The 21,494-nt window shown below is 53.9% G+C and carries 17 protein-coding genes; 5 read left to right on the forward strand and 12 right to left on the reverse strand.

What is annotated here, in order from left to right; genetic code table 11:
• Positions 1–123 precede the first annotated feature (123 nt).
• From recG to CKL79_RS04770, 5 genes are all read right to left on the reverse strand, one after another.
• Positions 124–2,856 (reverse strand): ATP-dependent DNA helicase RecG, encoded by a 2,733-nt coding sequence (recG, locus tag CKL79_RS04750; protein WP_240518657.1) that lies wholly within the window; start codon positions 2,854–2,856, stop codon positions 124–126.
• Positions 2,843–4,321: a hypothetical protein gene (locus CKL79_RS04755; protein ID WP_141242151.1), complete on the reverse strand. Its 1,479-nt coding sequence runs from the start codon at positions 4,319–4,321 to the stop codon at positions 2,843–2,845. The genes recG and CKL79_RS04755 overlap by 14 nt, the downstream gene beginning before the upstream one ends.
• A gap of 183 nt (positions 4,322–4,504) precedes the next feature.
• Positions 4,505–5,167, reverse strand: a complete 663-nt coding sequence (gene tsf / locus CKL79_RS04760; RefSeq protein WP_121968445.1) for a translation elongation factor Ts — start codon at positions 5,165–5,167, stop codon at positions 4,505–4,507.
• 241 nt (positions 5,168–5,408) lie between these two features.
• A complete protein-coding gene (rpsB, locus tag CKL79_RS04765; protein WP_121968446.1) occupies positions 5,409–6,269 on the reverse strand; it encodes a 30S ribosomal protein S2 in 861 nt (286 codons plus the stop codon).
• Between the two features lie 177 nt (positions 6,270–6,446).
• A complete protein-coding gene (locus CKL79_RS04770) occupies positions 6,447–6,824 on the reverse strand; it encodes an XdhC family protein (RefSeq protein WP_121968447.1) in 378 nt (125 codons plus the stop codon).
• A gap of 305 nt (positions 6,825–7,129) precedes the next feature.
• Here CKL79_RS04770 and CKL79_RS04775 point away from each other — a divergent pair, with 305 nt between their 5' ends.
• Entirely contained in the window at positions 7,130–9,106 is a 1,977-nt protein-coding gene (locus tag CKL79_RS04775) for an alpha/beta hydrolase (RefSeq protein ID WP_170943972.1), read from the forward strand.
• Here the strand turns inward: CKL79_RS04775 and CKL79_RS04780 are convergent.
• Positions 9,072–9,857, reverse strand: coding sequence for an alpha/beta hydrolase (locus CKL79_RS04780; RefSeq protein ID WP_121968449.1), 786 nt, complete (start codon positions 9,855–9,857; stop codon positions 9,072–9,074). The two genes, CKL79_RS04775 and CKL79_RS04780, sit on opposite strands and share 35 nt — an antisense overlap.
• 255 nt (positions 9,858–10,112) lie before the next feature.
• Here CKL79_RS04780 and CKL79_RS04785 point away from each other — a divergent pair, with 255 nt between their 5' ends.
• The 4 genes from CKL79_RS04785 (at position 10,113) to CKL79_RS04800 (ending at position 15,652) form a co-directional block, all read left to right on the forward strand.
• Positions 10,113–12,521: a phosphoketolase family protein gene (locus tag CKL79_RS04785; RefSeq protein ID WP_121968450.1), complete on the forward strand. Its 2,409-nt coding sequence runs from the start codon at positions 10,113–10,115 to the stop codon at positions 12,519–12,521.
• 31 nt (positions 12,522–12,552) lie between these two features.
• A complete protein-coding gene (locus CKL79_RS04790; RefSeq protein ID WP_121968451.1) occupies positions 12,553–13,188 on the forward strand; it encodes a histidine phosphatase family protein in 636 nt (211 codons plus the stop codon).
• Entirely contained in the window at positions 13,188–14,396 is a 1,209-nt protein-coding gene (locus CKL79_RS04795; protein ID WP_121968452.1) for an acetate kinase, read from the forward strand. Before CKL79_RS04790 ends, CKL79_RS04795 begins: the two co-directional genes overlap by 1 nt.
• A gap of 152 nt (positions 14,397–14,548) precedes the next feature.
• Positions 14,549–15,652 (forward strand): hypothetical protein, encoded by a 1,104-nt coding sequence (locus CKL79_RS04800; RefSeq protein ID WP_121968453.1) that lies wholly within the window; start codon positions 14,549–14,551, stop codon positions 15,650–15,652.
• A 37-nt stretch (positions 15,653–15,689) separates the two neighbouring features.
• On the opposite strand, the gene CKL79_RS04805 is transcribed toward CKL79_RS04800, so the two are convergent.
• The 6 genes from CKL79_RS04805 to CKL79_RS04830 form a co-directional block, all read right to left on the reverse strand.
• Positions 15,690–16,877: a benzoate/H(+) symporter BenE family transporter gene (locus CKL79_RS04805; protein WP_121968454.1), complete on the reverse strand. Its 1,188-nt coding sequence runs from the start codon at positions 16,875–16,877 to the stop codon at positions 15,690–15,692.
• A 362-nt stretch (positions 16,878–17,239) separates the two neighbouring features.
• A complete protein-coding gene (locus tag CKL79_RS04810) occupies positions 17,240–18,067 on the reverse strand; it encodes an AraC family transcriptional regulator (protein WP_121968455.1) in 828 nt (275 codons plus the stop codon).
• 55 nt (positions 18,068–18,122) lie between these two features.
• Positions 18,123–19,238 carry an LptF/LptG family permease gene (locus CKL79_RS04815; protein ID WP_121968536.1) on the reverse strand — a complete coding sequence of 372 codons (1,116 nt, stop codon included), beginning with the start codon at positions 19,236–19,238 and terminating at the stop codon, positions 18,123–18,125.
• Between the two features lie 67 nt (positions 19,239–19,305).
• Positions 19,306–20,034, reverse strand: a complete 729-nt coding sequence (lptB, locus tag CKL79_RS04820) for an LPS export ABC transporter ATP-binding protein (RefSeq protein ID WP_121968456.1) — start codon at positions 20,032–20,034, stop codon at positions 19,306–19,308.
• A gap of 77 nt (positions 20,035–20,111) precedes the next feature.
• Positions 20,112–20,609: an LptA/OstA family protein gene (locus tag CKL79_RS04825; RefSeq protein ID WP_121968457.1), complete on the reverse strand. Its 498-nt coding sequence runs from the start codon at positions 20,607–20,609 to the stop codon at positions 20,112–20,114.
• 271 nt (positions 20,610–20,880) lie between these two features.
• Positions 20,881–21,291, reverse strand: coding sequence for a DUF309 domain-containing protein (locus CKL79_RS04830; RefSeq protein WP_240518658.1), 411 nt, complete (start codon positions 21,289–21,291; stop codon positions 20,881–20,883).
• Positions 21,292–21,494 lie beyond the last annotated feature (203 nt).

A 21,494-nucleotide genomic window follows, 5' to 3' on the forward strand; every position in this document is an offset into this window, starting at 1 on the left:
CCCTAACTTTGCCTGAGGCTCGCTGGGAAAAGTATAGAACAAAGCTTCCTCAGCGCCTCGTCAGGTATTCTGCCACGCTTCCGCCAGGGCATTGGCCGTAGCCAGGCCAAAATCAGGCCACAATCAGGTCAAAATCGCCCCACCCATGAGCTTTTGATAGCGCCGTGCCAGTTCCTTTTCCATCAGCGGCCAGCGACTTAGCCCGTCTTCACCCAACTCACTCTCAGCTGCCAGCACTTTCGTCGCTGCCGTGCGGGCCTGCTCTAAGACTTCCTGGTCTTCTACCAGGCTGGCCAGGGCAAAATCTGGCAGACCTGACTGACGAGTGCCCAATACCTGCCCCGGCCCCCGAAAGCGCATATCCATTTCTGAGATAAAAAAGCCATCTTGAGACTGCTCTAAGACTCTTAGCCGCTGCATCGCCGGTTCACTTTTGCTGCTGCTCATGAGCAAACAGTACGACTGGTCACCGCCACGACCCACCCGCCCTCGCAGCTGGTGCAGTTGCGACAGGCCAAACCGCTCGGCATGTTCAATCAGCATGACGGTAGCGTTGGGCACGTCTACCCCGACTTCCACAACTGTTGTAGATACAAGTATTTGCGTCGTCTGCGCTCGAAAGGCACTGATCGCCGCATCTTTATCTGCCGAACTCATGCGACCGTGCAGCAGGCCCACCTGAAATTCTGGAAAGATAGTTTCTTGCAGACGCTGGTGTTCTTCTATGGCTGAGCGCAGATCTAGTTTTTCAGATTCTTCTACCAGCGGCAGCACAATATAGACCTGACGACCTTTGGCAATCTCTCGGCGGATCAGATCGTAGGCATCGGCCCGCTCACGCCCTCCCAGCACCGTCGTCTGGATGGCCTTGCGGCCCGGCGGCAGCTCGTCAATCTGGCTGACATCGAGATCGCCATGAATGGTCAGCGCCAGCGTCCGAGGGATCGGCGTTGCCGTCAGCGTCAGCACATGCGGATTGTCGCCTTTTTGCTGCAGCCTGGCCCGCTGCGCCACGCCAAACCGATGCTGCTCGTCAATGGTGACCAGGCCCAGATTGCTAAACTTCACCGGGTCTTCGATCAGCGCGTGGGTGCCGACTAAGACCGGCAGCTCACCCGTCAGCAGCTCCTGGTGAATCTGGCGACGCTTAGCGGCTTTGGTCGAGCCTGTCAGCAGCTCTACGGGTAAATGCAGCAGGTTAAACCATTCCACCAGCTTGCGATAGTGCTGCTCGGCGAGGACTTCGGTAGGGGCCATGAGCGCCGCCTGATAGCCTGCTTGAATGGCGGCCAGAATGCCGATGACGGCGACCACCGTCTTGCCCGAGCCTACATCGCCCTGCACCAGCCGGTTCATCGGCGCTGAAGACTGCAAATCGTGCAAAATTTCTTGAGTGACCCGCTGCTGGGCGCCTGTGAGCTTAAAGGGCAGCACCTGGTAAAAGGCGTCGATCAGTTCGCCTGTAGGGGCCATCTGAATGTGGGTTTGCTGCTGCTGCTGTTTCTGGCGGCGGCGCAGCAGGCCGAGCTGTAGGTAAAAGAATTCGTCAAAGACCAGGCGGCGGCGGGCCTGGGCTAGCGTTTCGCTATCTGGGGGGAAGTGGATGTGGGCGATCGCCACCGCCAAATCCACCAGCGCATACTGCTCGCGCAGCCCTCTTGGCAGCGGATCGCGCAGATCTACCGCCGACGGCAACGCCGCCACCACCGCCCGGCGAATCAGGTCGGCTCCCACACCGTCTGTCAGCGGATACACCGGCACCACCCGGCCAATCGTCAGCGAATCAATTGCATCGCCCTCGCCGCCCAGCAGCTCAATCTCAGGGCTGTCAATATTAATGCCGTATTTTGACTGCTTCACCAGCCCCGAAATCGCCACGACTGAGCCCGGCGGATACAGCCGCTTTTGCCTTTCTTGCCAGCCCCGCGAGCGAAAGTGAGTACCGGCTAGAAACCGGCTGATCTTTAACCGAGAGCTGCTGTCGTACACCGTTAGCTCAAAAATTGTCAGCTTAGAATTGCGCGGGCTATTAAAGCAGTTGCAGCGCTTCACTGTCGCTACGATCGTCACGGTTTCTCCGGGCACCAAATCTTTAATCTTGACCTGACGCGCATAGTCAATATAGTCACGCGGATAGTAAAACAGGGCATCGCGAATGCTAAGCAGCCCCAACTTAGCCAGCTTTTCGGCCTTGTGAGGCCCAATGCCCTTAAGGTAGGTTAGCGGCTGATCGAGCGGATGGCTGGATGTGGGGCGATTGACCAGCCCGGTTACGTCAGTGGTCTTAGGCGATTTGGCTGATCGCCGCGCTGAAGTCTTTTTAGATTTGGTAACGGATTTGGCGGTAGATTTTGCCGAGCCGGAGCGATCAGCCTCAGTTGGGCCATAGCTCGCCCCAGATTCGGCTAGTAGCGGCAGGGCGTCGGCTGTCTGCCTGGCCCGATGCAAAAATCGCCGCGTATCGGCAACCAGGTGCTGGCGCTGCGAAAAAGAGAGATCGCCGTACTGAGTAAACCGGTCGGCTAAGGTCTGCCACTTGTCGGCGCTGATCTGGCTGGCTAGCGGCACAGACAATGCCTGAGCGCCACTGACCAAACTATCCGCTAAAAACTCATTAAAGCGCTGCTGGTGGCCCGCGATATTGTTAAACCCGTGCTCAGACTCTACGCTCAGAGCCTTTTGCAGACGTACCCAGTCAGGCAGCACCACGGCTTTAGACTGGTCTACAGCTGGTTTGTCCGTGACCGATCTGGCCGCTGCGGTGTCGGCAGTCGTTTGGTCAAGGGCCAGCTGTTCGGGTGACGATTGATAGGGGGCCGGTTGATCCATGTGACGAGCGGGGTTAGCCAGTTTCATCGGCTGGGCGAACAGTCCAGCTGGCGCGCCAGGCATCTTCAGCTTGAGCGGTTTCTAGGGCACGCTGCGTCTTTTTATAGCGAATGCCTAATTGCTTCAGCTCGCCCAGCTTTTGCCGCAGCCGTCTGCGCCAGGCGGAGACAGTCGGGTCAGTAAATTCTACTTCACTCAGCCGCAGACTGATGGCCGCTAGCTCGGGCAGCGCGTCTATTTCAACCGCTTCTGAAGGGATCAGCCGAGGCGATCGCGATTCTTCGGCTCGCCTGTCTGATGGGTAAGGTCTAGATCGCGGCGATCGCCCCTCAGCCCCTGACGACCGGCGGTCAGGTCGGCTCGATCTGCGCCTGGATCGCGGGCGTTCTGGTTCATCGTCTTCTTCAGACTCCAGCATGGCTTCTCCGTGCATCACCCTCACCGACAGGGTGACGACGTTGGGCACGGCATTGATCGGTTCGCCCATGCCCTGCGAATCAGTTGCAGCGGCCATCAGCGCTTTGGGAAAACTCGGCATGATGTTAGCCTTTTGCAGCAGCTCATTCGCCTCTTCTGAGACTGCCTTAAACACCTCTCGCATAGCCTTTTCTAACAGCATCTGCTGCTTGACCAAATGAATGGGCGTCAGCGGTGCCTCGTCTGTCTCCTCAGGTTCATTCTGCTGAATAGAGCGGCGAGCCAACCCCTCTAGCGCAGCGAGCAAATCGTCTTCTTCAGAGATCGTCAGGCGCGGATCGGCGGCGGGCACCTCCATGTCGAACCCCAAATCGTCATCTAAATCGTCATCTAAATCGTCACCCAGGTCGTCATCCAACTCGTCATCTAGTTCGGCGGCGGTCAGATCTGAGGCTGGGTCTTGCCCGCCGTCTGCTGACTCATCGTCGTCTAGCGCCGGGGAGGCAAAATCAGTGTCAAAGCTATCGTCTTCACGGTCGTCTGGATAGGCATCGTAGCGATCGCCTTCGTCATCTAGCGACTGCATCTCCGCCTGCCAGTCTTCGGGGTCAGGGCCAGACAGCTCAGCATCAGGTGGCTGTGGATCTGACTGTGAGAGAGAAGATAGCTTTTCGAGTAGCTGATCGCGATCGCCCTCTGTGGCAATCACCGTCGCCCCAGCCGCTCTGGCTTCCAACAGCCGCTGCAAAAACGCCAGTCCGCCAGGCGGCTGAGATCGGCGGCTCATTTTTTTAGCCTGCTCTCGCTGGGCGCTGAGCTGGCTATAGATTTGCCCGCTCAGCGCCTGCAAGCCTTGCTGTACCTGGTTGCGCTGCTCCCAAGAAAGCGCCAAAAACCTGTCTGGATAGGCCCGCGTACATAGGTGATAGGCCGCCATCACCAGCTGCCGCTTACCTGCCTCACTCAGCGCCTTCAGATAGCTATCGTACAGCGGCTCCAGGGAGTTAGACATGGCCTCTGTCTGCCGCTGGAGCAGCCCCAGCTCCTTTTCAATTTGGCCGCTTGCTTTAACCATATGCTCTACACAATAGCGATTTTGCAGCGATACTGCGCCCTGCCCCGCCTGATTCATAATTTGATATTAAAAATTGGACTCTGATAGTAAAAATCGGACTCCTCGCCTTCAAGAAGAGTCCGATTCTAGAACCGTAAGTCAGTCATGCTGAAGTGGGATCAGCTTTGCAGACTAGCGATCGCCTTACTTCTTCTGCCCGGTCTGAGCCGCGACTTCATCAGCAAAGCTGACCGTTTCTTTTTCGATGCCCTCACCCAAAATGAAGCGAGAGAACCGGCGCACCTGAATATTTTCGCCAAGCTTAGCGACTGCCTGCTTCACCAGCTCTTCCACGGTGATATTTTGATCCTTAATAAAAGGCTGATCCAGCAGAGAAAGCTCCTTCAGGCGCTTGTCAATCCGGCCCTGCACAATCTTCTCTTTAATGTTTTCCGGCTTTTTGCCTAAGTCGTCGCGGCCCATCTCAATCTGTTTTTCGCTCTCGACGATTTCAGTAGGAATATCGCCCACTTTGACGTACTCAACGTTGGGAGAAGCCGCAATCTGCATGGCCACGTCCCGAGCTAGCTCTTTAAACTCATCGCGACGAGCCACAAAATCGGTTTCACAGTTGACTTCGACCAGCACACCAACCCGGCCACCTGTGTGAATGTAGCTATGCACCAAGCCCTCTGAAGCGACCCGGCTTTCCTTCTTAGCAGCTGAGGTGATCCCTTTCTGGCGCAGCCATTCGCTGGCTTTCTCCATGTCGCCATCGGTTTCTTTCAGCGCTTTTTTACAATTCATCATGCCTGCGCCAGTCTGATCGCGCAGTTCTTTTACCTGCTTTGCAGAAATCTCCGCCATTGTGCCTTCGTCCTAGTAGGGTGTGCTTAGGGCAAGTATTTGCGCCCTATGTTAGTCAAAAAAACTCACTCCTTACTACCTGTATTAGGTTAAGAAGTTACCAAGAAAGTATCCAAAAGAGTTGAGCAGTCGTCGTTAAGGTTAAACTAAACGGCCCAGTAGACTGCTGCTTAACCTTAACGAATTGACTCTGCTAGTTGATGGCTAGCTGACGACAAGAACTAGCTAGCTGGGGCCATCATTAGCTGTCAGCAGTAGCCGCTGCTGGTGCCGTCTCTGACGACTCTGCGGTAGCCGCTGCGTCTGAGGTATCTGTGGCTGCTTCGATTTCGGCTCCTTCATCATCGTAGTCTGCGCCATCGTAGCCGCCGTAGATATCGTCCATATCGCCGCTGCCGCCGCTACCACTGTCGGTGCCACCACCTCGGGAGCCCTCATAGATGGCGTCTGCCAACCGGCCAATCAGCAGCTTAATCGAGCGAATGGCATCGTCATTACCAGGAATCGGCACATCCACTACATCCGGGTCGCAGTTGGTATCTAGCAAAGAGATGATGGGCAGGCCCAGCTTTTGGCATTCTTGCACGGCGTTATATTCACGGCGTACATCGACGATGATCACCGCATCAGGAATGCGGCGCATGGTTTTGATGCCGCCCAGATACTTCTGCAGCTTCTCTAGCTCGCGGCGCAGCATTGCCCCTTCTTTTTTAGGCCGCAGGTCTAGCGCGCCTGACGACTGCATCCGCTCTAGCTCCTTCAGGCGCTCTATGCGGGTTTTGATCGTGGCCCAGTTGGTGAGCATACCGCCCAACCAGCGCTGGTTGACATAGTAAGAACCGCAGCGGCTGGCTTCTTCAGCGACAATGCCAGCGGCCTGGCGCTTGGTGCCGACAAACAAAAAGCTCTTACCGCTCTCTGCCGATTTGCGCACGTAGGTGTAGGCATCTTCTAGCAGTTGGGCAGTTTGCACCAGGTCAATGATATGAACGCCGTTGCGGGAAGTGAAGATGTATTCGTCCATCTTCGGATTCCAGCGGCGAGTTTGGTGACCAAAGTGCACGCCTGACTCTAATAAGTCAGACAGGGTTACGACTGGCATTATGTTTTTCTCCTTCCGGGTTAAACCTCCATCTGGCTGCATTTAGAGCGATTGACCGCCAATTGGCTAAGTCGAAAGGCCGCGCTAAACACCCGAAAATCCAGATGTGTGAATTTAATAGAACTTTACTAGGGTAGCACGCCAGAACGGGTTCATGCCAGATGCTTTTCAGAAGTTTTAGCAGGGCTTAGACATGCTGCTGAATGAGCGTTGATATGCCTCTTCGTCATTGATATCGACTAATACTTCAGGTACTGCAAACTCTACTTTTTTGATGTTGGCGTGCAGTTTTTGCGTAAGCTGTCGCAGTCCTACTCTCCACCGGTATTTGCTGCTGTAGCGCCTGGCGAACCATCCGGACACGTTTTTGACTGCCGACATGCCAATTACTCGCACTTTTCCGTCACACACACCCTGAGTCTCTCTGCCGGGCATACCCGTTAGATCTATTTCAACGAGTTGTTCTTTACTTTTGAACACCTTCAAGGCTTGTTCGATTATCTTCCCTTCACCCGCGCCACCGCCAACCGTACCGATCAGGCTACCGGAGTGCATCCCTCTTTTTCATTGCCGGAAGAGAACAACGCCTCTAAACTTCAAAAGAAGTTGATGGATGCTTTATTCTTTGTTTATCGATTGCCGATTAGGCTAGTCACAACCATCAGGAAGCAAGTTTGTCCAGTTTTTGTCTGCTTGTAGGCTGTTTGAAAAGGCGAGGTTTACAAGCTGCAGGCAATCTTTTGTGAGCCATTGTAGGGTTTAATTACCGATGTTTGATCGTGAGATTTACCGTCGGGCTAAATCCTGCAATGGCGACTCGCTTGAGACAAAAATTGGCTATCTCAGGAGAGTCTGCAGCTATGAAAATCGCTCCTTTTAGAATTCAAAAGCTAACTTTAGACGCCGCTAAAATGCGGGTAAGAACGGGCGCTGTAAACGGGTACGGCGATCGCTCACATCCCCCCCACTCTGAGCACCCGGCAGACGACTTTCCGGCTTATCTGGTCACTAGCACTGCTCCCCACAATATTGACGAAAGCATCGAAGTGCCGTCTGAGGATTCGGTGGCGCAAACCCAAAAGGGGCTGATGGCGATCGCCCGCACCCTTCACCGCATTCAAAGCGACCCGACCATTACCGAACCGCCTGAGCTAGTCGTCGCTGTTCATGGCTACAACACTGAGGAAGAAGGCATCCGTGCCTGGTATAGCGACATCTATCGCTATATTACTCAAGATGATCGGCAAATTCGCCAGCGACGCAATCTGGTATTTATTGGCTATCGCTGGTCTTCAGAACGGCTCTCGCTGAAGCCTCGTCATCTCTGGAGAAATTTGCGAGCCCTGCCTGAGGTGCCTCAGGGCGTGCTGGCGTTGGGACTGGCGCTGGTGCTGCTCTATTGGAGCTGGGCGGTGTTTGGCAGGCCGATGGGCCGGACTGGTTTTATGTATAACCTGCTGATAGAGGGTGGCTTGAGTGTGGCGATCGCCTTTGCAGTCATGATTTTGACCCTACTCATACTGCGGCTGTCAGTATACTTTCGAGATGTGTACCGGGCGATTAATTTTGGCGTGCCCGATCTGACAGAACTGCTCCGCCAGATCGATCAGGTGGTGGTCGATCTGCGGTCAGACGAGATGCCACGAACCTTTGCTGACAATGGCAGGGATATTCGCCAAGCCAAGCAGCCCTACGACGAATCGCTGCCTAGAATTCAGCTCAGCTTTTTGGGCCACAGCATGGGCGGACTGGTGGTTACCAACGTGGTGCGCATTCTCTCAGATGTGTTTGACCGGGGCTCCATTGCGCACAATCCGACGCCAAAGATTGGCGACACGCTCAGCCTGGGCCGGCTGATCTTAGCCTCACCCGATATTCCGGTGCTGTCGATTATCTCTAGCCGCGCTAATGGCCTGGCGTCTTCTTTACGGCGCTTCAGCGAAGCCTATTTGTTTAGCAATGAAGGTGATCTGGCGCTGCGGCTAGCCTCTACTGCCGTTAACTACATCTCTTTTCCGAGCGCCAAGCAGCACTACGGGCATCGCCTGGGCAGCATTGCACTGACGAACGATATCTATAAAAAGGGCATCGTTAATTTGCCAGCATTGCAAACGTACTACTCACTAGATAAAGACTTGGGCGAAGCGATCACCGCTGACCCAGGAGATATTCTAGATTCTCTCTTTATTACGCATGGCTCGGGGAGCGGTGACGGCTATCTCTCGCTGGGCGATCTGTTTGATATTGAGCATCGAGCGAAAGGTCCGGCTACCCTGGCCGATCTCTTTACCTTTTTTGACTGCACAGACTATAAAGACTACCGGCTGACATTAGGGGCAAATGGATGGCGCGATCGCTCCTTCCAAAAAACCGGCCTCCTGACGAGGGCAAAAAACCGGCGACACCTGACGACTTGGGACTATCTAGAGCTGTTGTTCGACACCGTAGCAGGGCGGCGCGATGTGCACGGTGGGTACTTCAAAGGTGTTTACAGTCGTCAGCTGATCTACCGCATCGCCTTCTTGGGTTTTGAAGGGACGTTGCAGGCGATCGCCGCCGAAATCACCTCAGATACCATCAGCCCAGAAAAAATTAGCCCAGAAAAAATTAGCCGAGAGCAGGCGCTAGAAGCCTTTAACGGTCGCTGCATGGAAAAAGGTATTGAAGTCTATCTCTCACCTTTACGTTATCGTGTCGATGTGCAGGGCGCAGCTCTCGCCGCCGCCCGAGAAGAGATGCTACAAACCGTGCGAGCCGCGCAGCAGCCTGACGACGACATTCCCACCAGTACCCCTAAAGGCGCTATGGCTCGGCAATCAGTGTCTGTAGCAGGTTAGAAATCTCCTCCGCCCGGTTCATCACCATCAGGTGACCGCAGTCTTCAATGGCGTAGTCAGGAAAGACAAAGCACAGCGGAAAAATATGGTCACGCATACCGTGAACATGAACAACACTATCGGGAACATCCTGATTTTTCCAGATAACAACTCTATGCAGCGCCCACTTGAGAAAGTGAGGATCGGTCTCGACCAAAATGTTTTTGAGCAGCTGACGCTGATCAGGTCCTTCTGGCGAAAATAGCCAGTAGGCTAGCCAGTAAACCGCTCGCAATGAGCTTTTAAAGGGGAAAATTCGGTGTATTGGTAGCGCTCGAAACAGCTTGAAATAGAGCGGAATTTCTGATTTCTTTTTGACGCTAGAGAGCAAAATCACCTTCTCTGTAGGGATCTGCTTAGCCACTTCAATGGCAATTAAGCCGCCAAAGGAAAGACCGACGATGATAGGGCGATCGCTCGTAATCTGCTCACTCAGCCGCTGAGCATAGCGCTCAATCGGTTCTCCTCGCTCGGGCGAAATCCAACGGATATGGACAGGCCGGAACCCATCGTAGCGCAACCATTGAAAGACCCGCTCATCCGCACCTAAACCGCTGACAAAGTAAATTGGCTTTAGCTGAGTCGCTTTGAGCGCTGCTTCAGTGACATTCGGTTCTGTATGAACTAGTTCTTCTAAGGTCGTCTCTGTGCAGTCATCTAAACGGGCAGACTCGTTAGGGATAGATTCAATGCTATCGAGGCTATTGGTCATTGATTGCAAATGGCTGCGTCCTAATCAGGTGTCTGCGAATCGAGGCCATAGGGTTTAGGTGCGACGCTTGATGTATTCCTCTATACGGTTGCTTCATGTCATATTAAACATCATAAGACACGCGGGCCATCGGAACAGGCATCTCCCTTTGCCAAGCGGGACATTCTGCCAAACGGGATATTGTTGGGCTTGCCGCATAGAAACGCTATAAAAGCGAACCGTAGACAATAGTATTTAAGTGAAGTGAAGCTCCCTATGACTGCCTCAATCCCCCAACTAAACGTCTCTGAGACGCCCCTATCAGCCGAAGAGCTGCGCAAGCTAGATGCCTTTTGGCGCGCCTGCAACTATCTTGCCATTGGCATGATCTATCTCAAAGATAATCCGCTGCTGGCTGAGCCGCTAAGTCTAGAGCACATTAAACCTCGCCTGTTGGGTCATTGGGGAACCAGCCCAGGACTGAGCTTTATGTATGTGCATTTCAGTCGGCTGATCAAAAAGTATGACCTTAACGCTATTTTTATTGCCGGGCCGGGCCACGGTGCGCCTGGCATATTAGCCCCGACGTACTTAGAAGGGACCTATTCAGAGGTGTACCCCGACAAAAGTGAAGACACCGAAGGGCTGCGCAAGTTTTTTAAGCAGTTTTCTTTTCCGGGGCAAATTGGCAGCCACTGCACGCCAGAGATGCCTGGATCTATTCACGAAGGGGGCGAACTGGGCTATAGCCTATCTCATGCCTATGGCACAGTATTTGACAAACCAGATTTGATTACGCTAGTAGCAGTTGGCGACGGAGAAGCTGAGACGGGGCCGCTGGCTACTGCCTGGCACTCAAACAAGTTTTTAAACCCAGCGCAGGATGGCGCTGTGCTGCCAATCTTGCATCTCAATGGCTACAAGATTGCGAACCCTACTATTCTCTCTCGGATTTCTCACGAAGAGCTGGACTATCTGTTCCGAGGCTATGGCTATACGCCTTATTTCGTAGAAGGTAGCGATCCGGCTCAGGTGCACCAGCAGATGGCCAGTGTGATGGAGGAGTGCATCAGCAAAATCCGCGCTATTCAGGCCAAGGCTCGCAGCAATGACGGAAAGCCTGAGCGCCCTCGTTGGCCGATGATTGTCATGCGCACGCCCAAAGGGTGGACAGGGCCTGATACTGTCGATGGTCACAAGGTCGAGGGCTTCTGGCGATCGCACCAAGTCCCTTTAGCAGGCTTAAAAGACAGCCCCGACCACCTGCAGCAGCTAGCAACCTGGATGCGTAGCTATCGGCCAGAGGAATTATTTGATGAAAACGGTCGGCTGATTGAGGAGCTGAGAGAGCTACCGCCGAAGGGCGATCGCCGTCTCAGCGCCAACCCGGTCGCCAACGGCGGCAGACTGCGCAAAACGCTGAAGCTGCCGGACTTTAAAGACTACGCCGTGCCTATAGAAGGGCCAGGTAAAGTGCAGGTAGAAAATACCCGGCTGATGGGCCGCTTTCTCAAAGATGTGATTGCTACCAACCCGACAAACTTCCGGCTATTTGGCCCCGATGAAACGCTCTCTAACCGGTTGGGAGAGGTCTTTGAAGTTACTAGCCGAGCTTGGATGGGCGACTATCTGCCAGAAGATCAAGATGGCGGCTTTCTTTCTCCCATTGGCCGAGTGATGGAAATGCTCAGCGAACATACGCTGCAAGGCTGGCTAGAGGGCTATTTGCTCACCGGGCGGCACGGCTTTTTCCATACTTATGAAGCCTTTGCTCACGTCGTCGATTCGATGTTTAATCAGCATGCCAAATGGTTGGACATCAGCAAGGAGGTCCCCTGGCGATCGCCGGTGGCCTCTCTCAATATTCTGCTCTCATCAGTCGTTTGGCGACAAGACCACAACGGCTTTAGCCACCAAGATCCCGGTTTTATTGACCTGGTCACCAATAAAAGCCCGGATGTCACCCGCATCTACTTACCGCCCGATGCTAACTGTCTGCTGTCGGTCGTTGACCACTGCCTGAATAGCACTGACTATATCAATGTGATTGTTTCTGACAAGCAAAAGCACCTGCAATATCTGACCATGGATGAAGCGGTGAAGCACTGCACGAAGGGCATCGGCATTTGGGAGTGGGCCAGTAACGACGACCAGGGCAAAGAGCCGGATGTACCCGATGTGATCATGGCCTCCTGCGGCGATGTGCCGACGATGGAGTCCCTGGCAGCAACGGCTATTCTACGGGATGAGTTTCCTGACTTGCGGGTGCGCTTTGTCAACGTAGTGGACTTATACAAGCTAATTCACCCTAAAGATCATTCTCACGGCCTCTCTGATCGAGATTTTGATACGCTCTTCACGACCGACAAGCCAGTCATTTTCAACTTTCATGGCTATCCCTGGCTAATTCACAAGCTGGTGTACAGCCGGTCAAATCAGGAGCGCATTCACGTGCGCGGCTACAAAGAGAAGGGAAATATCAACACGCCACTGGAGCTGGCAATCAACAATCAGATTGACCGGTTCAATTTGGTCATTGATGTGATCAACCGGGTGCCTAAGTTAGGGTCGGCGGCGGCCTACGTAAAAGAGAGGATGCAAAACGAGATTATTGACAATGTGAATTACGCGCGGTTGTATGGTGAAGACAAACCGGAGAGCCGCGATTGGGTGTGGCCTTATTAACCCCCTTAATTGACCCCCTTAATTAACCAAGATGAGTTTAAAGCTTTACTTTTTGCGCCACGGTGAGACGAGTTTTAGCGTGAGCGGCAACTACTGCGGCACCATTGACGCCGAGCTGACCGAGCAGGGGGAGGCGATGGCCCAGGCATTTGCAGACGAATACAAGCCGTTAAAGTGGGAGGCGATCTATTGCAGCCCGCTAAAGCGCACGCGGGCGACGGCTGCGCCGATCTCTAAGGCTACTGGATTAGAGCTGGAAATTCGCGAAGGGCTCAAAGAGGGTGACTACGGCAAGTGGGAGGGCAAAAGCAAGGATGAGGTCAGTCGCCTGTTTACCGATGACTACCAGGATTGGATGACCGAGCCTGCCTGGAATCCGCCGGCAGAGGGTGAGACGGCGGTGGAGATTCGCAATCGGGCAATGGCTGTGATCGCTGAGATAGAAGAAAAATACACCGATGGCAATGTGCTGGTGGTTTCTCACCGGACGACGCTGCGAATCGTGCTGTGCAGCTTAATGGGGATTGATCTGGGGCGGTATCGCGATCGCCTTGACTACCCGGCAGCTTCGCTCAGCGTGGTGCGCTTTGGTAAATATGGGCCGATGATGGAGCGCATGGGCGATCGCGCCTATATGCCTAAAGAACTGCGCCAGCGAGAAGACTGATGAACATCTTGGTGTTTAATGCCGGCTCTAGCAGTCATAAGAGCTGTCTGTATCAGCTCGGCGATGCGCTGCCTGATTCACCAATGGGTACGCCGCCTAATCCTCTGTGGGAGGCACAGATTGACTGGCAGCAGTCGCCGCCGTTGCTAACCGCGCTAGGCGCAGGCGAAACGGTAGAAATTGAACTGGCTGACGATGACTGGGCTGAGGCGATTTCTCAAATGCTACAGACGCTCCATCAGGGCAAAACGGCTGTGCTCTCTGCGCTAAAAGAAATTGATGTAGTCGGGCACCGGGTGGTGCATGGCGGGCGAGACTATCAGGAAAGTGTGTGGATAGATGACGGGGTGAGAGCGGCGATCGCTCGTCTTATTCCGCTTGCCCCTGCCCATAACCCGGCCAGTTTAGAAGGCATTCACGCCATTGATCAGCAGTTGGCAGAAGTTCGTCAATACGCCGTCTTTGACACTGCTTTTCACAGCAAAATGCCAGATGCGGCTGCCCTCTATCCCATTCCTCAAGCGTGGACAGACATCGGCATTCGGCGATACGGCTTTCACGGCATTAGCCACCAATACTGTTCGCATCGGGCAGCTCAGCTACTAGATCGTCCGCTAGCAGACTTACGCCTGGTTACCTGTCACTTAGGTAACGGCTGCTCTTTAGCTGCTGTACGAGGCGATCGCAGCATAGACACCACCATGGGATTCACCCCGCTAGAAGGGCTGATGATGGGCACTCGCTCTGGCAGCATCGATCCTAGCATTTTGACCTATCTGATGAGAGAACGTGGCTATACGCCCGAGCAGCTAGACCATCAGCTCAACAAAGAATCTGGCTTAAAAGGCGTCTCGGGTCTCTCTAGCGATATGCGCCAGCTCAAGCCTGCGATGGATAAGGGTCACCCCCAAGCCAAGCTCGCGATTGACATCTATATTCATCGGCTCAGGGCCGGAATTGCCGCGATGACAGCCAGCCTGGGCGGATTAGATGCGCTGGTGTTTACCGGGGGAGTCGGCGAGAATACAGCGCTTGTTCGCAACAGAGTCTGTCGCTCGCTTGCTTATTTAGGAATTGAGTTAGCGGAGAGAGAATCTGGAACGAGCGATCGCGATATCGCCGCTCAACACTCTGCCGTTCGAGTTTTGGTCATCCACGCTCAAGAAGATTGGCAAATTGCTAAACAATACTGGCAGTTGCGCAGATAACCGAACAAAGGGACGTGGTCGCTGATCTAACGATACGACTTGCACAGTCCCTGGGCAAGTCGTATCAAATTCTGAAACCAGTGCTCATGCCGTAGCAGGTTTGAATATATTAGAAACCTGCTACAACAGCGCTTATGCTGTAAGGATGTTTTATGGTGTCTCCTCGAACGGCTAGCTTTTGCGCCGGCTTAATGATTTTGGTCAGTGGCTTCCCAGCCTTCGCTTCTCAGTCTTCTGTCAACGTATCTCCAACCCAGCCCGCTGGAGAAATCGCTCAGTCTAATCGAACCCCATCGCGCTTACTGGCCCGCCGCGTTCGTCGCGACCTGGCTAAAAGGCTCAACGTTGCGCCCCGCCGCCTCCAAATTGTTGAAACAACTGCTCAAACCTGGCCAGATCAGTGCTTTGGTCTAGCGCGTCCGAATGAGCGCTGCATGGGCGGGGAAATTCAGGGCTGGCAAGTGCAGGTGGTTAGCGCGCAGCAGATGTGGACATATCGGACGGATCGCGCAGGTCAACGGCTACGCTTAGAGCCGCTATCTGGAACACCGGAATTTGGCCGAGGCGACTTTTCTGCTGAAGTTAGTCAGCAACTGCTTGAGACCGTCTCGCAACAGGTTCAGCAACCCATCGATAGCTTAGAGATTTTGGAAGTGCAGCCCGCTATTTGGGACGGCTGCTTGGGCATTTCTGAGCCGGATACTTTCTGTACCGCAATCGCCATTGCCGGATTTAGAACCATTATCAGCGATGGTCAAACCACCTGGGTTTATCACCTCAGTGAAGACGGTACTCAAATTGCTCAAAACAGCAGTGCGAGCGGTGCCGGGAGCCCGGTGAGTACTCTCTTCAGGCCAATAGAGTCCGAGCAGGTACCCGGTCTAGATTCTGAAATCATTTTTCAAAGTCAGCTCAGCGGCGACCTGACTGGTTCTGTGCAAGTAACGGCGCTCACAGCCGATGGCACGCTCTACCGCGAACAGTCGAGACTGGTCGAAGGCGAAGCGCCGACCAGAACAGTGATTCGCCAGCTCTCACCTGAAGAAATGTCCGCTTTCAGGGGCGTTTTAGAACAGCAGCGTTTTCCCAATCTCAACCGGATACGCTACCTCACAGAAGCAGCCTTTGCCGACTATCCGACCACCCGCCTGGAAGCGCACGGGATAAGCGTGGAGTATATCGATTTGGAGGTAGAGAGTTTGCCGGTGAGCCTGCGGAATGTGATTGCGGCCTGGCGGGCGATCGCGCCCTCCTAACCACAGGCGTGATTTCTCGCTGGGTGTTCTCGCACCCCTATAGCTTGCCTGCGCCTATCTGTCGGGCTAAGGTTGCAAGGACACCGGCGAGGAGTCCCCAAAAGGCTGAGCCGATGCCAAATAGGGTGAGGCCAGAAGCGGTCGCGAAAAATGTGACCAGGGCGGCTTCGCGATCGCGCTCATCTGCCACGGCGATCGCCAATCCATTCCCAATCGAACCGAATAGGGCAAGACCGGCGATCGCCAGCACTAATTCCTCCGGCAAGGCCCCAAAAACCGCCCCCACCGTCGCCCCAAATAATCCCACAATCAGATAAAACACGCCAACTGCTATCCCTGCTATATAGCGCTTCTCAGGATCTTCATGCGCCTCTCGACCCATGGAGATCGCCGCCGTAATAGAAGAGAGATTGATCGCAAAAGCCCCGAAGGGCGCAAGTAAAAACGTCGCCATCCCCGTCCAGCCAATCAGCGGAGAAATCGGGATAGCCGTATAGCCAAAAGCGCGAATCGTCGTTACGCCGGGCACATTTTGAGAGGCCATCGTCACGATGAATAACGGCAGCGCAACGCCTACAGTCCCGCTTGTAGAGAACTGAGGTCGCGTAAATACTGGCCGCGCTAGCTGTAAGCTCACCGTCTCTAGCGCTAGCAATCCCTGCACGCCCGCGATCAAAAGCCCGAGCACGAGCGCCAATAGCACCGCGTACCGTGGCAGGGCGCGGCGCATCAGCAAGTAACAGCAAAACATGGCAAAGACCAACACAAACTGAGTTTGCATCGCCACAAATACGTTTAGCCCGAACTGCAACAGTACGCCTGCCAGCATCCCAGAGGCCAGCGATATCGGGATTAAATTCATCACACGCGCAAACCAGCCGGTAAATCCGCACAGCATTATCAAGGCTGCGCAGACCAGAAAAGCGCCTATCGCTTCGGGCATCGACACCCCTGCCGCCGCCGTAATCAGCATCGCCGCGCCAGGCGTAGACCAGGCCGTCACCACCGGCACGCGGTAATGCCAAGATAGGGCAATGCTAGTGATACCCATCCCCAGACCCAACGCCCACATCCAGGAGGCAATCTCCGCAGGTGAGGCCCCTAGCGCTTGCGCCGCCTGAAAAACGAGTACGCCTGCGCTAGTGAAGCCGACTAACACCGTCACAAAACCGGCAACCACCGCCGAGATCGAAAAGTCTTGTCTGAAGGCTTTGAGAGAAGTCATGAGTACGCTGAATGAATTTGGCCATAGTTAAAGACCAGATTTGCAGAGGTCAGCGGGCTCTGTCTTGGACAGAATTGACTTTTCGATAAGCGCCGGGCGGTAGGGCAAACGTTTGCTTAAAGACACGATTAAAATGGCTTTGGTCGTAGAAGCAGCCCTCTAAAGGTGATCGCTCGTAAGCTTAATAATTGGCCAAAAACAATACTCAGCAAGGCTTTTAGCTGTATTTCCCCTTGCTCAAGGAAAGATCAGATGTACTAAATCACGAATAAGACTGACGAACTTATCAGTATTTCAGTCATTTCATTCTGAAGGCTTCGCTATTCCTATTAGGAAGCTCTCAGCTTGTAGAAAGCACTTTTTTAAGTGTGGAATCCTGAAATCATTATCCAGACAAGATTGTATGAATTATTAAAAGTATTCAATTGACCTTGAAAGGGCTGGTCGTAGAAGCCGTGTTCGAGAGCGATCGCCGCCAGCGATTGCTGACTATGCAGCGCCTTTTTCGCTGCCAGTAGCTGCCAGTGCTGCTTATACCGATGGGGAGAAATCCCCACCTGCTGACGAAAACAGCGAATCAGATAGTAAGGATTGAGGTCAACAAGATTAGCCAAATCCTCAATTGAAACGGCTGATGTGCAGTGTTCTCTCAAATAGTCACAGGCCACAGAAACCGCTCTTATCTCTGCTTTTGGCTCTCTGTGACAGCACTTGAGCTGAGCATGTCTCGAAAACAGTCGTGACAAAAACATCAGCAAAAGAGACTGTTGCTCTAGCGAAGAAGGAGACTCGTTCAGTACCCGAAAAAGCCGATAGAAAGGGGCGTGCAGCGACGGATCATTCACCACAATGTCTGGAAAATGGGGAAGATGCGAGGGCCAATCTAGCTGAGTCAAGACGTGCCTGACCAGCGGAATGCTGATGTAAATGTTGCGGAAGCCCCAACCATTAGCAGAGGCCGCTTCGCCGGTGTGAACCTCACCGGGATCAATCAAGTTAAAACTCCCTGGATAGTGACAGTGAGTTTTCTGCTGGTGAAGGCACTGGCCTTGCCCGCTTTCATTCAGCCCGATCACATAAGCATCATGAAAATGTTTGCCCAATTTGTGCTGAAATAGCTGCGCCCGGAAAAGCTCAATGCCTGGCGTAGCAACCGTCCAGAGCTGAGCAAATTCTGCGTGAGTGCCCACGATGACCTGCCTGAGCTAGATGCCCTTAGTCTAGCTTAAAGGCTAACTTAATCGCTCAACGCGAGAGCCTAGCCAGCAGCAGCAGCCCCGCGCCCAAGCCCAAACCCAGCGGCAGCCACCCCGCCACAAAAGGACTGATCACACCGCTTTCGCCCATCGCCGTTGTGATAAAGCTCAGCAGATAATAGCCAAAAATGATGACAATGCTCACCCCAAAGCTCGTGGCCTTTCCTGTTCGCTGCGGCCGTACGCCTACCGCTGACCCTACCAAGCCAAACACGACACAAGCGAAGGGAATCGAGTACTTCTGTTGAATATTGGTCTCCAGCTTGCGTACCGCTTTCTCATCACCGGTCTGGCGCAATACGTCTAAGTATTCCGTTGCTTCAGCGATGTTCATCTCCTCATTCTTTTTGGTGCGTCCTGCCAGATCTAAGGGCGTGCGCGGCAGCTGCAAATCTTGCCGGTCAAAGCGGATAATTTGCCGAAAAGAGCCGCTAGGGGAGACAGCGTAAATAGTGCCGTTGGTAAATTCCCACAGGTTGCGCGAAAAGTCCCAGGTGGCCGTGTCGGCGCTGACAATTTGCTTAAGCCCGTCCTCACCTTCTTCTTGAGAAAAATCTACTACCGTAATGTCGCTCATGGTTTCGCCATCAAACTTACGGGCATGAAAAAATCGCACCAGTTCATCGCCTGAGCCATCGGCAGCGGGTTGTTGCTGCTGAAAGGTGATATTGCCTTCTTGGAAGGGAGGCTTTTCTTCGTCTAAGGCCCGCGCTAATATCACGGTAGCCCGCTCTGTGCTAGCCGGAGCTATCACCTCATTCACCACAAAGCTCAAGCCGGTAATCAGCAGACTCAACACCACTGCCGGAACCACAATCCGCCGGATACTTACTCCGCTCGCTCGCAGCGCTGTCAGCTCGCTATCGCTAGAAAAGCGGCTGTAGGTCATCATCGTCGCGAGCAGCGTTGACATTGGGAATGCCAGCACGACGTATTCGGGCAGCTTCAGCAGAAAAACTTCCAGCACCAGTGCCGCTGGTAGCCCAAACTCAGTGACCTTACGAATCAGCTCAAACAGCGCGCCGATAGAAACGCCAATTGAGGAGAAAGCGCCAACGCCGAAGAGAAACGGCAGGGTCAGCTCGCGGGCGATGTAGCGATCCATCAGCGGGATCCGGGGCAGCCAGCGGGCAAGTTTTTGGGTGAAGTTGGGGGCAGTGGCAGTCATCGTATTAAAGTTGAAAGCTTTCGCCCAGATAGTATTCGCGAACTAGAGGATTGTCGGAGAGATCAGCGGCGCTGCCAGCGGCGAGAATTTGGCCGTCGCTCATGATGTAGGCCCGGTCAATAATTTGCAGGGTCTCGCGGACGTTGTGGTCGGTGATGAGGACACCCATATTGCGATCGCGCAGCTCTGCCACAATCGTCTGAATTTCGGCAACTGCGATCGGGTCTACCCCCGCGAAGGGCTCGTCTAAAAATAAAAAATCTGGTCCTTGCTCGCCTGCTGCCAGTGCCCGCGCTAATTCTGTGCGCCGCCTTTCACCGCCAGAGACCTGAATGCCCAGCGAATTTTCGACGGTTTCTAAACGAAACTCTTTGAGCAAGTGGCGCAGTCGGTCTTCTCGCTCGTGAAAAGGCACGCCCGTTTGCTCCATCACCAGGCGTAAATTATCGCGGACGCTGAGATTGCGAAAAATGCTGGCCTCCTGCGCCAGGTAGCCAATGCCCAGCCGCGCCCGCTGGTACATCGGCATCGCTGTAATATCGCGCTCATTGAGCGTTACCTTACCTACGTCGGGCTTGACCAAACCGGTCGCCATGTAGAAGGTGGTCGTTTTGCCAGCCCCATTTGGCCCTAATAAACCGACAATCTCGCCCTGGGCAACCGATAGATTGACCCCCTGAACGACCGTTCGCTTGCCGTATGTTTTTTGAACATTTTCGAGCGCAAGCTTCAATGGGGTTGCCCTGGGGATTGATCTAACTGGCTCAGATTTTACCAGAGAGGAAGTCATTGCATCCGGCCTGTAAGTACTCAGTTTTGGCGGTTAATAGAGCCTAGCTGATCGGGCAGCTCAGCCGGTGGAGTTGGAATTGAAAGCGGCGCTGGGGCTGCTGGCTGCGGATCGACGCGCGGCGCTGGGTCAGGATCTGCTGGCAAAATGTAAACGGCTTCTACCTGCTGGTTGGGCGCTGAGGTCGCGACAAACCGGCCTTCTTCAATTAAGTAAGTAACGGTTTCTGCCTGCAGCGTATTGCCCTCTTGCACCACATCGACATTGCCGCTGAGGACGATTCGCTGCTCGCGGCTGTAGTACAGCGCTTGGGCCGAGGTTGAGTAGATCTGGCGGTTAGGATAGTCAATCCGGACGTTGCCAGTGGCGGTCACCACGCCAGTATTGGAGTTAGCCTCGACGCGGCTAGCCTTAATCTGAATGGCACCGCCATTAGACTGGGCGCGCGCTAGCGAGTACGGTAAAACGCTTTGGGTGAGTAGTGGTAGTGAGAGGGCGATCGCCCAGCTCCAAGCCATTCGTCGCCAAAATCTTACAGGCCATCCCTGCCGGTCTGCTTTTAACAAGCAGGCAGCCTTTAGGAGCCAAACGTCAGATCGCCAGTGGAGCATTCTCAAAATAGTGAAGCAGGAATACTGCCATGCTAAAGACCTTCTATCAACCCAATCTGGCTTCGCAGACCGCTTTTATAACTGTCAGGAATAGCCTCTAATTCCACCATAGCCGCTGGCATCAAAATTTAGGGTAGATAACATCAGTCTTTATTGATTTTTTCACTCAGCAGTCGGCTCAGTCTGCTGCCGTCCCGTCCGGCTCGGTCGTCTCCAGGTCTGGTACCCAGAGAATCTGCGGCATTGGTAGCGGCGGCTCTGCCATCAAATCTGCCAACCCCTCAGGGCCAGCGGTTTGCACGAGCGTCAGCCATTCCACCGCCTGGTCAACGAGCTGCTCGACCCCAATGCCCCGGTAGGCGGGCTCAAACCGCCGCAGTCGGCTGATGCCTTCCCCCAGCAAAATCGCTCCGCCTCGCCAGTTCAGATTGCCCAAATGGTAGAACGCTACTGCTATCTGCAAAATTCCTTGATAGAAGGGCTTTTCGGCAGTTTCAGCGGTCATCCAGATAGCTTCTAGCGTGTCATGGCAGGCGTAAAATGCTTCCTGGTTAAATTCATCAATGCCTTTATTGAAGGGTTCACTCACAGCAAAATTGCTCGACGATGGCATAGGCAAAAGAGGGCTAGCTGATAGTCAGTGGGCATCTCTAAAGGGTAGGTCAATGCCGCACTCGACCGATAGCAGTTCATCCTTCAGGCCGCCGAAACTACGGTAGCCCCTGAGCGCCAGGACTTTACGGGAATTGGCACATCGCCCGCCATTCTTAAGTCTAAGGTGATATCCTCCAC

The organism is Leptolyngbya sp. BC1307 (assembly GCF_002286735.1).
Taxonomy (GTDB): domain Bacteria; phylum Cyanobacteriota; class Cyanobacteriia; order Phormidesmidales; family Phormidesmidaceae; genus Phormidesmis.